Annotated in this window: 12 protein-coding genes, 2 tRNA genes and 3 other RNA genes; 10 read left to right on the top strand and 7 right to left on the bottom strand. The window is 51.6% G+C overall.

Annotated elements, in window-relative coordinates; all coding sequences use genetic code 11:
* Nucleotides 1–71 precede the first annotated feature (71 nt).
* The 3 genes from oppA to CWM57_RS00070 form a co-directional block, all read right to left on the bottom strand.
* Nucleotides 72–1,706 carry an oligopeptide ABC transporter substrate-binding protein OppA gene (gene oppA, locus CWM57_RS00080; RefSeq protein ID WP_074385536.1) on the bottom strand — a complete coding sequence of 545 codons (1,635 nt, stop codon included), beginning with the start codon at nucleotides 1,704–1,706 and terminating at the stop codon, nucleotides 72–74.
* Nucleotides 1,707–2,453: 747 nt separating this feature from the next.
* Nucleotides 2,454–3,101: a YchE family NAAT transporter gene (locus CWM57_RS00075; protein WP_008804412.1), complete on the bottom strand. Its 648-nt coding sequence runs from the start codon at nucleotides 3,099–3,101 to the stop codon at nucleotides 2,454–2,456.
* A 183-nt stretch (nucleotides 3,102–3,284) separates the two neighbouring features.
* Nucleotides 3,285–3,500 carry a hypothetical protein gene (locus CWM57_RS00070; RefSeq protein ID WP_071839070.1) on the bottom strand — a complete coding sequence of 72 codons (216 nt, stop codon included), beginning with the start codon at nucleotides 3,498–3,500 and terminating at the stop codon, nucleotides 3,285–3,287.
* Between the two features lie 77 nt (nucleotides 3,501–3,577).
* Between CWM57_RS00070 and adhE the strand changes: the two genes are divergently transcribed.
* Nucleotides 3,578–6,253, top strand: a complete 2,676-nt coding sequence (gene adhE, locus CWM57_RS00065) for a bifunctional acetaldehyde-CoA/alcohol dehydrogenase (RefSeq protein WP_074385535.1) — start codon at nucleotides 3,578–3,580, stop codon at nucleotides 6,251–6,253.
* A gap of 137 nt (nucleotides 6,254–6,390) precedes the next feature.
* Here adhE and tdk read toward each other — a convergent pair whose 3' ends face one another.
* Nucleotides 6,391–7,008, bottom strand: coding sequence for a thymidine kinase (gene tdk, locus CWM57_RS00060; protein WP_061156354.1), 618 nt, complete (start codon nucleotides 7,006–7,008; stop codon nucleotides 6,391–6,393).
* Nucleotides 7,009–7,015: 7 nt separating this feature from the next.
* On the opposite strand from tdk, the gene CWM57_RS27290 reads away from it, so the two are divergent.
* On the top strand, nucleotides 7,016–7,147 hold the full coding sequence (locus tag CWM57_RS27290; protein WP_165784107.1) for a hypothetical protein: 132 nt from the start codon (nucleotides 7,016–7,018) through the stop codon (nucleotides 7,145–7,147).
* A gap of 421 nt (nucleotides 7,148–7,568) precedes the next feature.
* Nucleotides 7,569–7,976 carry a histone-like nucleoid-structuring protein H-NS gene (hns, locus tag CWM57_RS00055; RefSeq protein ID WP_002910103.1) on the top strand — a complete coding sequence of 136 codons (408 nt, stop codon included), beginning with the start codon at nucleotides 7,569–7,571 and terminating at the stop codon, nucleotides 7,974–7,976.
* Between the two features lie 123 nt (nucleotides 7,977–8,099).
* Here the strand turns inward: hns and galU are convergent, their stop codons facing one another.
* The 3 genes from galU to rssA form a co-directional block, all read right to left on the bottom strand.
* Entirely contained in the window at nucleotides 8,100–9,002 is a 903-nt protein-coding gene (galU, locus tag CWM57_RS00050; RefSeq protein ID WP_061154205.1) for a UTP--glucose-1-phosphate uridylyltransferase GalU, read from the bottom strand.
* Between the two features lie 197 nt (nucleotides 9,003–9,199).
* Nucleotides 9,200–10,213: a two-component system response regulator RssB gene (gene rssB, locus CWM57_RS00045; protein WP_061154204.1), complete on the bottom strand. Its 1,014-nt coding sequence runs from the start codon at nucleotides 10,211–10,213 to the stop codon at nucleotides 9,200–9,202.
* 89 nt (nucleotides 10,214–10,302) lie between these two features.
* Nucleotides 10,303–11,205: a patatin-like phospholipase RssA gene (rssA, locus tag CWM57_RS00040; protein ID WP_061154203.1), complete on the bottom strand. Its 903-nt coding sequence runs from the start codon at nucleotides 11,203–11,205 to the stop codon at nucleotides 10,303–10,305.
* A gap of 112 nt (nucleotides 11,206–11,317) precedes the next feature.
* Between rssA and CWM57_RS00035 the strand changes: the two genes are divergently transcribed.
* From CWM57_RS00035 to CWM57_RS00005, 7 genes are all read left to right on the top strand, one after another.
* Nucleotides 11,318–11,776 (top strand): YchJ family protein, encoded by a 459-nt coding sequence (locus CWM57_RS00035; RefSeq protein WP_061154202.1) that lies wholly within the window; start codon nucleotides 11,318–11,320, stop codon nucleotides 11,774–11,776.
* 42 nt (nucleotides 11,777–11,818) lie between these two features.
* Nucleotides 11,819–12,661: a formyltetrahydrofolate deformylase gene (purU, locus tag CWM57_RS00030; RefSeq protein ID WP_074385533.1), complete on the top strand. Its 843-nt coding sequence runs from the start codon at nucleotides 11,819–11,821 to the stop codon at nucleotides 12,659–12,661.
* Between the two features lie 171 nt (nucleotides 12,662–12,832).
* Nucleotides 12,833–12,974, top strand: a non-coding RNA gene (locus CWM57_RS00025) — RtT sRNA.
* 26 nt (nucleotides 12,975–13,000) lie between these two features.
* Nucleotides 13,001–13,085, top strand: a tRNA-Tyr gene (locus CWM57_RS00020).
* A 43-nt stretch (nucleotides 13,086–13,128) separates the two neighbouring features.
* Nucleotides 13,129–13,261, top strand: a non-coding RNA gene (locus CWM57_RS00015) — RtT sRNA.
* 39 nt (nucleotides 13,262–13,300) lie between these two features.
* Nucleotides 13,301–13,385: transfer RNA gene (locus CWM57_RS00010), tRNA-Tyr, on the top strand.
* A gap of 43 nt (nucleotides 13,386–13,428) precedes the next feature.
* Nucleotides 13,429–13,560: non-coding RNA, RtT sRNA (locus tag CWM57_RS00005), on the top strand.
* Nucleotides 13,561–13,665: the final 105 nt, after the last annotated feature.

The following is a 13,665-nucleotide window of genomic DNA, read 5'->3' as shown; positions in this document are numbered from 1 at the left end:
GGCGTGTGCCTTTGCACTGCTCTCAAATAAGACACGATGGAGCGAGCACAGGCCCGCCCCACGTATTGCCATTAATGTTTGATAACGTAGAGATCTTTGGTATAGACGTTATCCATCGGGTCTTTACCGGTATAGCCCCCAACCCACGGTTTCACCAGGCGGGCGTTGACGTAGTAATAGACCGGTACGATCGCGCTGTCTTTGTCCAGCTGCTGTTCCGCTTTCGCATAGGCTGCCGTACGCTGCGCTTCATCAGACGCTTTTACGGATTCAGCCATAATCTTGTCGAACGCCGGGCTCTTATAGTGCGCAGTGTTCATTGAGCTGTCAGAGAGCATGGTGTTCAGGAAGGAAGTTGGCTCGTTATAGTCGGCGCACCAGCCCGCGCGTGCAACATCATAGGTGCCCTGGTGACGGGTATCGAGGAACGTTTTCCACTCCTGGTTAACCAGCTTCACGTCAATGCCCAGGTTTTTACGCCACAGCGAGGCGGCAGCAATCGCCAGCTTCTTGTGCAAATCGGAGGTGTTATACAGCAGGTTAAAGGTTAACGGTTTATCCGCGGTGTAACCGGCTTCGGCCAGCAGTTTCTTCGCTTCTTCGTTACGTTTTTCCTGCGACCAGGTGAACCATTCCGGCTCGCTCAGCTTCGCGCCATCGGTGTAAGGCGGTGTGTAGCCGTAGGCCGGCAGATCGCCCTGTCCTTTCACCTTGTTAGCAATAATGTCGCGATCCAGACCCAGCTTCAGCGCGGTACGGACACGTACGTCGGTAAACGGCGCTTTCTGGTTGTTGATTTCGTAATAATAGGTACACAGATACGGGTCAACATGCAGCTCGTTCGGGATCTCTTTTTTCAGCTTCTGGAAGAGTTCGATCGGCAGTTGGTTATAAGTCATGTCCAGTTCACCGCTGCGATAGCGGTTAACATAGGTCACTTCAGAAGAGGTCGGCAGCCAGGTGACGGTGTTAATGACGGTTTTAGCATTATCCCAGTAGTGCGGGTTGCGCTCCATCACGATACGTTCGTTGACCACCCAGTCTTTCAGCGTGTAGGCACCGTTGGTGACGATATTGCCAGGCTGTGTCCATTTCTCGCCAAATTTTTCAATGGCCGGTTTGTAGACAGGAGACATCGCTGGGTTAACCAGCAGCTTATAAAAATAAGGGACTGGCTCGCTGAGGGTGACTTCCAGCGTGTGGTCGTCAATGGCTTTTACACCCAGTTCGCTCGGGGCTTTCTTGCCGTCAATGATTTCGTCGACGTTAAGGATATGACCATATTGCGGATAGCTGGCATAAGGAGACGCTGTTTTCGGGTCCACCAGACGCTGCCAGCTGTATACGAAGTCCTGGGCGGTAACCGGCTCGCCGTTAGACCATTTCGCATCTTTACGCAGATGGAAGGTCCAGACTTTAAAATCTTTATTATCCCAGCTCTCCGCCACGCCTGGGATCGGGTGTCCATCTTTCGGCGAAGTATTCAGCAACCCTTCGAAGAGGTCGCGGCTAATATTGGCCTCGGGTACCCCTTCAATTTTATTCGGGTCCAGCGATTGCGGCTCAGCGCCGCTATTTCGTACCAGCGTTTGCTTATCCGACAGCTGCACACCGGCCGGGACATCCGCTGCCATAGCCATATTGCCGGCAATGAGTGCGGATAGCACTCCCGCGGCGATCAAACGTTTTTTAGTGATGATGGTCATTGTGTTGTAACTCCAGTCATTATAATTACTGGTTTTTTAACCAGCCTGTTTTTTTTCCCGTTTGCGGGGATCTGTCCAACGCAGGAGCGTTTGCGATTGGCAGATTGCTATCACCGACTTATTTATTACGACCGCTCGAACGGCAGCCTTAACGTCGATTCTTTGCCCCCTCGCTGGAGGGCAGTTCCGGCGCAGTGAGATTATTAATAATGATTCTCATTTACGCATATAATTCAGCAGACGATAACGGCGGAAATTACCAAAAGGTAAACACCTCCGCCAATGCAATTTGCAAATATGTTACCGGATTCTCTTTTATCGCCGATATTGCCCGCGATGCTCAAGATCTTCGCGGACTACCGACAAAAAAATATCATTGTTAATCATAGTGATATGATTTTTTAATCGCGTTGAGAATCGAGCATCGGCTAAAAGGTGCTTTTTTGTACAAAAATTTAACAACAGGTTACTTTTTAGCACATTCATCTACTGCCTTGTTAAAATTACTAATATCATTTCGATGATCCGACAGCAAGTGCCAGAGAATGATGTGAAGAAAATAACATCGCAGGCAGGAAGAGCGTGAGGGGAAAACAATGAACAAAAACAGATATCTTAATGAAAAATATGGATTTAAAGATATTATCGCAAAACGTTATCTCAACGGCCGATCTCGCGCTGGTTAATAGGTTTTGCTAATAATCGCGCAAGCGCGAAGTGAAGCCTCCACGCTTGCATGGTGTTCCACTAATTAAGCAGTCCGGGGAACAGCGCTTTAATACCGGTTACGATAAATTCGATCCCCAGGGCCATCAGCAACAAGCCCATGATACGGGTGATGACGTTGATTCCCGTCTGCCCCAGCAGACGAACCAGCCACGGCGCCATTCGGAAAATGCCCCAGCAGCAGAGAGCGAATACCGCTATCGCCAGTGAGAACCCGACCAGGTGCACCCAGGAATGATATCGGGTACCCCAGACGATGGTTGAACTGATTGCCCCCGGTCCGGCCATTAAAGGGAGCGCGAGAGGCACGACGCCGATGCTCTCCCGGACCGCCGTCTCCGACTTCTCCTGCTTGTTCTGTTTATCTTCGCCGAGTTTGCCGCTGATCATCGACATCGCAATGGTCACCACCAGGATGCCGCCGGCAATGCGGAAGGAATCAATCGAGATGCCAAAAATCTGCAGAATGCCATCGCCGAGAAACAACGACGTCAGGAGGATGATCGCTACCGACAGGTTTGCGGTCAGGTTGGTCTTGTTGCGTACCGCTGCCGGTTGGTAGCTGGTCATACTGATGAACACCGGAATGATGCCAACCGGGTTGACCAGGGCAAATAAGCCAATGAAAAACTTGAAATAGGTAGCAAAATCGAACAGTGGTTGAGTCACAATGGGCTCCGCAGCATCATCAAAATTGGCGGTTGACTATTAACAGCATAAAATAACTGCGCGAAACATACGCTTTTTGCATGCAATATTCATTATAAATATGCATAACCCGGTGATATGTATCGAATGTTAGTTATTTGTAGTTTTAATGCTAATCGTTTTTTTAATTTCAAAACCCGTCTATTACACTTGATCGAACCGGTTAAAAAGCAGCCAGCTGAAAGGTATCAGCCACGCCAATACTTGATCTAAATCACGTATTTTGTACTCAGAAGTGAGTAATCTTGATGACACCAACAGAGTGGAAGGCAGCAGTACCTGAAAGTTAAAGAGATAAAGCTTTTTTAGTAAATCGGTAAAACAGTGTCCTGATTTTTCTACATAAACATTTACATGCAAGCTGTTAACAGCCTGTCTATAATGTCGAATCGAGCGACTGATTTACTAAAAAAGTTTAACATTATCAGGAGAGCACTATGGCTGTTACTAATATCGCTGAACTGAACGCGCTTGTTGAGCGTGTCAAGAAAGCCCAGCGTGAATATGCCAGTTTCACTCAAGAACAAGTCGATAAAATCTTCCGCGCCGCCGCTCTGGCCGCTGCAGATGCTCGAATCCCTCTCGCCAAAATGGCCGTTGCCGAATCCGGCATGGGTATCGTTGAAGACAAAGTAATCAAAAACCACTTCGCTTCCGAATACATTTACAACGCATATAAAGACGAAAAAACCTGTGGCGTCCTGTCAGAAGACGACACCTTTGGTACCATCACTATCGCTGAACCTATCGGCATCATCTGCGGTATCGTACCGACCACGAACCCGACTTCAACAGCCATCTTCAAATCGCTCATCAGCCTGAAGACACGTAACGCCATCATTTTCTCCCCGCATCCGCGTGCTAAAGAAGCCACCAACAAAGCAGCTGACATCGTACTGCAGGCTGCCATCGCAGCTGGCGCGCCGAAAGACCTGATCGGCTGGATCGATCAGCCGTCCGTAGAACTGTCTAACGCGCTGATGCATCACCCGGACATCAACCTGATCCTTGCGACCGGTGGTCCAGGCATGGTGAAAGCGGCGTACAGCTCCGGTAAACCAGCTATCGGCGTTGGTGCCGGTAACACCCCGGTGGTCATTGATGAAACGGCTGATATCAAACGCGCTGTTGCTTCCGTGCTGATGTCTAAAACCTTCGATAACGGCGTTATCTGTGCTTCTGAGCAGTCCGTTGTTGTCGTTGATTCAGTGTATGACGCAGTTCGCGAACGTTTCGCCAGCCACGGCGGCTACCTGCTGCAGGGTAAAGAGCTGAAAGCGGTTCAGGACATCATCCTGAAAAATGGCGCGCTGAACGCCGCTATCGTTGGTCAGCCAGCGGCAAAAATCGCTGAACTGGCAGGCTTCACCGTTCCGGCTACGACTAAGATCCTGATTGGCGAAGTCACCAACGTTGACGAAAGCGAACCGTTTGCTCACGAAAAACTGTCTCCGACACTGGCGATGTATCGTGCAAAAGATTTCGAAGACGCAGTGATCAAAGCGGAAAAACTGGTCGCCATGGGCGGTATCGGTCATACCTCTTGCCTGTACACCGACCAGGACAACCAGCCGGCTCGCGTGGCTTACTTCGGCCAGATGATGAAAACCGCACGTATCCTGATCAACACCCCAGCTTCTCAGGGTGGTATCGGTGACCTGTACAACTTCAAACTCGCGCCTTCCCTGACTCTGGGTTGTGGTTCCTGGGGTGGTAACTCCATCTCTGAAAACGTTGGTCCGAAACACCTGATCAACAAGAAAACCGTTGCTAAGCGAGCTGAAAACATGTTGTGGCACAAACTTCCGAAATCTATCTACTTCCGTCGTGGCTCCCTGCCAATCGCACTGGATGAAGTGATTACTGATGGTCACAAACGCGCGCTGATCGTGACTGACCGCTTCCTGTTCAACAACGGCTATGCCGATCAGATCACTTCCGTACTGAAAGCAGCGGGTGTTGAAACCGAAGTCTTCTTCGAAGTTGAAGCTGACCCGACCCTGACCATCGTACGTAAAGGTGCCGATCTGGCGAACTCCTTCAAACCAGACGTCATCATCGCGCTGGGCGGCGGTTCCCCGATGGATGCGGCGAAAATCATGTGGGTCATGTACGAGCACCCGGAAACCCACTTCGAAGAACTGGCGCTGCGCTTTATGGATATCCGTAAACGTATCTACAAGTTCCCGAAAATGGGCGTCAAAGCCAAGATGGTGGCGATCACCACCACTTCCGGTACCGGTTCTGAAGTCACTCCGTTCGCCGTGGTGACCGATGACGCGACTGGTCAGAAATATCCGCTGGCAGACTACGCGCTGACCCCAGATATGGCCATCGTCGATGCCAACCTGGTGATGGATATGCCGAAATCGCTGTGTGCGTTCGGTGGTCTGGATGCGGTGACTCACGCCCTGGAAGCTTACGTTTCCGTGCTGGCTTCTGAGTTCTCTGACGGCCAGGCTCTGCAGGCACTGAAACTGCTGAAAGAGTACCTGCCGGCTTCCTACCACGAAGGTTCCAAGAACCCGGTTGCCCGTGAGCGCGTACACAGTGCTGCGACTATCGCCGGTATCGCGTTTGCGAACGCCTTCCTCGGGGTGTGTCACTCCATGGCGCACAAACTGGGCTCCCAGTTCCATATTCCGCACGGTCTGGCCAACGCCCTGCTGATCTGCAACGTTATCCGCTACAACGCGAATGACAACCCGACCAAGCAGACCGCGTTCAGCCAGTACGACCGTCCGCAGGCTCGTCGTCGCTACGCTGAAATCGCCGATCACCTGGGTCTCTCCGCACCGGGCGACCGCACCGCAGCGAAAATCGAGAAACTGCTGGCATGGCTGGAAAGCATCAAAGCTGAGCTGGGTATTCCGAAATCTATCCGCGAAGCTGGCGTTCAGGAAGCTGACTTCCTGGCCAACGTTGATAAGCTGTCTGAAGATGCATTCGATGACCAGTGCACCGGCGCTAACCCACGCTACCCGCTGATCTCCGAGCTGAAACAGATTCTGCTGGATACCTACTACGGCCGCGAATTCGTCGAAGGCGAAACTGCTGCGAAAACCGAAGCTGCTCCAGTGAAAGCTGAGAAAAAAGCGAAGAAATCCGCTTAATCAACAGCCGTAAACGCTCTGCAAGCCCCGTCAGATGACGGGGCTTTTTTTATGCCTGCCTGTAGCCATTCCTGAGCACAAGGCTTCCTGGATATAAAAAAGGCGCCCACAGGCGCCTGTACGAGCTTCTGAGCGGCTCAGCAGGAGTGACGCTGGTTTTGTACCTGGGTTAAAGAACCCACGCTCAGCGCCTCTTTATAATGCTTACGACAGACGGAGACATACCGCTCATTGCCACCGATGACGACCTGCTCGCCTTCATTATAAGGTCGCCCCTCTTGATCGAGACGTAGCACCATGCTGGCCTTACGCCCGCAGAAGCAGATGGTTTTCAGCTCCACCAGCTTATCGGACCACGCCAGTAAATACTGGCTTCCGGTAAAGAGCTCGCCGCGAAAATCCGTCCGCAGTCCATAGCAAAGCACCGGAATATCCAGTGTATCGACAACTTCGGACAGCTCATGAACCTGTTCGCGCGTCAGAAACTGGCTTTCGTCCACCAGCACGCAGTGAATCGGCTTGAGCTTGTGCTCTGCCGCAATATCGTTAAAGAGTGACGTCTGCGGATTATACAACCGGGCCGGCGAGGAGAGACCGATACGCGAGCTGACTTTTCCAGCGCCAAAGCGGTCATCTATCTCAGCGGTATAAACGACGGTACGCATCCCCCGCTCCTGGTAATTGTACGAAGATTGCAACAGAGCGGTCGACTTACCTGCATTCATTGCAGAGTAGTAGAAATAAAGTTGTGCCATCGGCTGCGTGACCCCAATCAAAGTGTTTTATCGCGGCGGCGATTGTACCATATTTTATGCGTACAGCCGCCCTTTCAGCAGGGGTATTGTCGCGGCGCTGAAGGGCCTGGAAACAGAAAGGGTTAAGATGATGAATTGAATTTACAGGGCCATTATTTGTACGCCCCGTTACGCTATCAGCGCGGTAACCATTGTCTTTTCGTGCTTATAGGGCCAGTACCCATGGGCTATAAGCGGTCTTGCGCATTGTTTTATATTAAGACGCGTAACCAAAAATGCGCTAATACTGACGAGGGTTATTTACCCATGTAAAGGTTAATTTTTCTCACCGAACCTCAGAAAAAGCATACGGTCTCAGTGTTTTAGCCAGCCTTCCGCTCATGGCTATAAGGAGGAAAGATGTGAAGCAGCACGAGAATTTTAACTTAAATTAATTAATTCCCGCGACAAATAACCAGTAATTTTGAATTCCTTACATTCTCCCCTATTGCACAACGCATTTTATCGCTCTATTATTAGTTCAACAAACCACCCCACAATATAAGTTTGAGATTACTACAATGAGCGAAGCACTTAAAATTTTGAACAACATCCGTACTCTTCGTGCGCAGGCAAGAGAATGCACCCTTGAAACGCTCGAAGAAATGCTGGAAAAATTAGAAGTCGTTGTTAACGAGCGCCGTGAAGAAGAAAACGCCGCCGCGGCAGAAATTGAAGAACGTACGCGTAAGCTGCAGCAATACCGTGAAATGCTGATTGCTGACGGTATTGACCCGAATGAACTGCTGAGCACCATGGCTGCCGTTAAAGCCGGTACCAAAACTAAGCGTGCTGCACGTCCGGCTAAATATAGCTATGTAGACGAAAACGGCGAAACCAAAACCTGGACTGGCCAGGGCCGTACTCCTGCGGTGATCAAAAAAGCAATGGACGAACAAGGTAAATCACTGGACGATTTCCTGATCTAATCTCCGTTGTCGCAATATTAAAAATCCCGCTCCGGCGGGATTTTTTTTGCCCTCAGGCTCGACAAACAAAAACCGGGAGTCGCTGACGCGCTCCCGGTTTCAGGCTTTCAATAGCACTGCGGATTACTTCGTCACCGCGGTTTCCAGCCAGGCTTTAAAATCTTCACCAAGCGTCTTGTGACGAATGCCATATTCGACAAATGCCTGCATGTAGCCGAGCTTATTGCCGCAGTCATGGCTCTTGCCTTTCATATGATAAGCTTCAACCGTCTCTTTCTCGATCAGCATATCAATTGCGTCAGTCAGCTGAATTTCATCACCGGCGCCCGGAGGGGTCTTCGCCAGCAGCGGCCAAATATCTGCACTGAGGACATAGCGCCCTACTACCGCCAGGTTAGATGGCGCAACGTCAGCTTTTGGCTTCTCGACCACGCCCACCATCGGCACGCTTTCGCCCGGCTTCAGGGATTCACCTTTACAATCGACCACGCCATACGCGGTCACATCCGCGACAGGCTCAACCATGATCTGGCTGGCGCCGGTCTCATCAAAGCGAGAGATCATCTCCGCGAGGTTATCGCGGCTCAGATCGGACTCAAACTCATCCAGAATAACGTCTGGCAGAATAACCGCCACCGGCTCATCACCCACTACCGGATGAGCACAAAGTACCGCGTGGCCAAGGCCTTTCGCCAGGCCCTGGCGAACCTGCATAATTGTCACGTGCGGCGGGCAAATAGACTGCACTTCTTCCAGAAGCTGGCGTTTTACACGTTTTTCCAGCATCGCTTCCAGCTCAAAACTGGTATCGAAATGGTTTTCGATAGAGTTTTTCGACGAGTGCGTTACCAGAACAATTTCAGTAATTCCTGCAGCTATACATTCATTAACAACGTACTGAATTAACGGCTTATCTACCAGCGGCAGCATTTCTTTTGGAATCGCTTTGGTGGCAGGCAGCATCCTGGTGCCTAATCCCGCTACCGGGATAACCGCTTTTCTGACTTTAGAATTAAGGGCAGCCATTGAAATCTCCTGGACTGTTTGTTTTTTAAACTTCTCGTTACAAATAACGTGTCGAGTATATCAGCCAACCGCGTATTCACTGGTCTGAAAAGGTTCCGATAGCCTCGAATTAGGACTTTTACGCATAAAACTGCTAGATGGTACCACCAGTAAAGGGCTACAGGTAATGCCGTCTGCTTAGATATAAACGCAATTGCTCATTCCGCAGACAACATTAAGCGTAAACGCCCTCCGGCCCCCCAAATTTGGCACTGCCATGAGGCGCAGCGCTGGCTAATTTGATTAAGATAGGCATCACCTAGCGTCCCTAAAGGAACGCCATTACTTATCTGAATTTGATGCTCACCGGTATTCAACGTGCCATTGAGGCCTGCTGACACCAGAATTAAATTTTTCAAACCGCTGTGGTAATAACCCACCAGCAAAGGGAACTGACCGGGAAGATTCGCCTGACGCAGCAACTGATTGACCTGTTTTAACAAACTCCCCATTTCAGGTAGCCGTTGCCCCTGATGCGCCAGTTGCTCCTGCAGCAGACTATTGAACAACGCGCGCAGTAATAATGCTGCCAGCACGCCATTATCCCCTGCTCGTGTGACATCCAGACAATAGAAAGCCAAATCATTTTCCGAGAGCGGCGCAATATCGAGCACCAGACCCGGTTTATCTGCCGACACCAGCTGTCGATAATGAATGCGGCAATGCGACATTTCCTGTTGCACTGGAGGTTGCAGCTCCTGCAGCAGCCTCGACGCGGCGGTCGGATTACTGACCAGCGCGTCCCAGTCCTCAAATAAACGCTCTTCCTCCTCAACACGTGAACTAAACATCGCGGGATACAGGCAGGCATAAACGGTTTCACGCAGGCGATCGAAATCTTTCACCGGTTTTAACAGCACATCCTGGACGCCCAGCCGTAACGCTTTGGCAATATCCGCCATGTTTTCGGTGGCGGAAATCATCAGAATCGGCAGCTGCTCGCCGCGATTACGCAGCGTCTCGACCAGTTCCAGACCGTTCATTCTCGGCATTGAGATGTCGCAAATCATCAGGTCTGGACGCACCTCGGTCATTTTATGCAGGGCATCCATGCCATCTTCCGCCAGCCAGGTTGTTGCTCCCAGCGAGGTCAGCCATCCATGCAAGAGTGAGCGGAAAACGGGTTCGTCTTCAACTATCAGAATCTGTTTCCCCGCCAATGGCTGCGTCATGATATCTCCCCTGGCTGACGATAATTCAATAGTGGCACGCTATTCTCACTATCGCCTGTCAGATTTTACTTAAGTCAGGTACTTGTACGTCAAACCGCTGTACGCACTAAGGGTAATAGTTCATCCATTTTCTTTTCCACGGCCAAATGGCCCGCGGCAATCGCCTCTCCTGCGCGATGGAAGTCGAGCGTCGACACTTGCGGACAGTATGGCTGCAGCAGGATATCCGGCGGGTCACCCGCCATGCGGTTGCGTTTAAGACGGTTCTCCAGAACCTGGATAGACGTGGTCATGATCTCCATCGCCGTCGGCGTCACGGCCGTACGACGGGAGCTCATTTGCGTCAACCGCGCGCGCAGACGAGTATGCCATGGGCCCTCCTTCTCTTCGGCTTCCGGCCGCGGCGTTTCGAGGGAGAATAAATCTTGCTGCATGAGATGGGCATCATGTTGCAGGTCAACGGCAATCACGATGTCGGCCCCCATTGCCCGCGTCAGCGACACGGGAACCGGGTTGACCACTGCGCCATCGACCAGCCAGTAACCATTATGCCTTACCGGCGCCATCAATCCTGGCATACTGCAGGAGGCTCGAACGGCTAAGTGCAGATCGCCTTCAGTAAACCACAGTTCCCGGCCGGTGCTTAAATTGGTCGCGACGGCAGCAAACCGACGTTCGCAGCGTTCGATATCGGTCACCGGCATGATGCGACGGTAATGATTAAATACCTTTTCACCGCGCAGCAGACCCCCACGTCGCCAGGAGAGGTCCATCAGCTTCAGGACATCCCAGTTGCTGAATGAGCAGATCCATGACTCGAGCGCCGGGAGCCGGTTGCAGGCATACGCCGCCCCTACCAGCGAACCGATAGAGCACCCCGCGACGATATCAATCTCGATACCAGCCTGACGGAGGGCATTGATGACGCCAATGTGCGACCATCCTCGGGCAGCTCCCGCCCCTAACGCCAGACCAATTTTAAGCTTTCTCATTATTACTGATAACTATCCTTCCACTCTGAGCGTGGCAACATTGTCACGGCTCAGTTAACATAAACACCTTTGGCGTTGAAGCGCCGTAACTCTTTCTTCCATGGAGGCAGTCTTGTCGCAATTATGCCCCTGTGGCAGCGCACTGGAGTATAGCTCATGTTGCCAGCGATATCTGTGCGGCGCAGAGCTTGCACCAGGCCCGTCACAGCTTATGCGCTCCCGCTATAGCGCGTTCGTCATGAAAGACGCCGACTATCTGATTAAAACCTGGCATCCGTCCTGTCAGGCACAGGCGTTTCGCGCCGAACTGGAGAAGGGGTTTAGCCAGACCGAGTGGCTTGGCTTAACCCTGTTCGCCAGTGATGAAGGGCGAGCACCACATGAAGGCTTTGTCAGCTTTGTCGCCCGCTTTAATGACAATAACCGTCCGGGCGCCATTATTGAACGTTCCAGATTCTTAAAAGAAAATGGACAGTGGTACTATATCGACGGGACACGACCGCTGATTGGTCGTAATGACCCCTGCCCTTGCGGCTCAGGTAAAAAATTTAAAAAATGCTGCGGCCAGTAACGCTGCCGTAGCGCTTGCAAACACTACAGGATTTTCCTCGCGATGCATTCATTACAACGTAAAGTACTACGCACTATTTGCCCTGATCAGAAAGGCCTCATCGCGCGTATCACCAATATCTGCTACAAGCATGAACTCAACATTGTGCAGAACAATGAATTTGTTGACCACCGTACCGGTCGTTTCTTTATGCGCACCGAACTGGAAGGCATTTTTAACGACGCTATTCTGCTGGCCGATCTCGACAGCGCCCTGCCTGAAGGCTCTATCCGCGAACTGAATCCGGCAGGCCGTCGCCGCGTGGTCATTCTGGTGACGAAAGAGGCGCACTGCCTCGGCGACCTGCTGATGAAAGCCAACTACGGCGGACTGGATGTCGACATCGCCGCGATTATCGGCAACCATGACACGTTGCGCCCGCTGGTAGAGCGCTTTGGTATTCCGTTTGAGCTGGTCAGCCACGAAGGGTTAAGCCGCGAAGAACACGACAAGCAGATGGGAGATGCCATTGCAGCACATGAGCCGGATTACGTAGTACTGGCCAAATATATGCGCGTCCTCACCCCGGAGTTTGTCGCCCGCTTCCCGAACAAGATCATCAATATTCACCATTCGTTTTTACCGGCGTTTATCGGTGCCCGTCCCTATCATCAGGCCTATGAGCGTGGCGTGAAGATCATTGGCGCCACCGCCCACTACGTGAATGACAATCTGGATGAAGGCCCAATCATCATGCAGGACGTGATTCACGTCGATCATACCTATACCGCAGAAGATATGATGCGCGCCGGGCGCGATGTCGAGAAAAACGTCTTGAGCCGGGCGCTGTATCAGGTACTGGCGCAGCGCGTCTTCGTTTACGGTAACCGGACGATTATTCTTTAATCGACTGAGAAATGAATTGGTTAGCTTTACGGCGTTACGCGTAAAAATCAGGCAACCAGTTTATTTTTGTCAAACGAATGCTTTACAGGGGCGCATCATTTGGTATGATGCGCCCCGCTTCCCGAGAAGGAAGCAGGCCAGAACAAAGCATTACCCCGTGGTGGGGTTCCCGAGCGTTCATTAGGGAGCTGACTGTCAATCTGCAGTCATCGACTTAAAGGTTCGACTCGAGCGCCAGCGAGAGAACGTTGCCAAGGGCAACGGCCCGAAGGGTGAGGAGCTTTAGCTCCGAATAATCCTTCCCTCCTGTTGAATGCATCAGAAGTGAATATTCCCCGTGGTGGGGTTCCCGAGCGGCCAAAGGGAGCAGACTGTAAATCTGCCGTCATCGACTTCGAAGGTTCGAATCCTTCCCCCACCACCATTATTCACTACAGTGATATGGTTTCCCCGACAAGCGTAAACGATGTTTGCACTTAGCGGGAAGGGTAAGAACCTTCGACTAAGGTTCGACTCGAGCGCCAGCGAGAGAACGTTGCCACAGGCAACGGCCCGAAGGGCGAGGAGCGATAGCGACGAGTTATCCTTCCCCCACCACCATTCATTTTGCTGAATAGCCTACAATGTGATTTTACCCCTGGTGGGGTTCCCGAGCGGCCAAAGGGAGCAGACTGTAAATCTGCCGTCATCGACTTCGAAGGTTCGAATCCTTCCCCCACCACCATCTCTTCATGTATTACCCAGCTTACTCCGCCTGCGATACTCTATATTCTGCCCTACGGGGAAGGATGAGAAGCTTTGACCAAGGTTCGACTCGAGCGTAGCGAGAGAACGTTGCCACAGGCAACGGCCCGAAGGGCGAGGCGCTTTAGCGCCAAGTTATCCTTCCCCCACTACTGTTGCACTCTCTTCAGCCACCTGTGCTGCTATCTCCTCGCTCGCGCTTCGCTTAGCGAGGCTACACGCTATATTCTACCCCACGGGGAAGGATGAGAAGCTTCGAC

It is taken from the genome of Klebsiella sp. G-Nf4 (genome assembly GCF_002810615.1).
GTDB lineage: Bacteria > Pseudomonadota > Gammaproteobacteria > Enterobacterales > Enterobacteriaceae > Klebsiella > Klebsiella variicola.
This window is presented reverse-complemented; position numbering and strand designations above follow the sequence as displayed.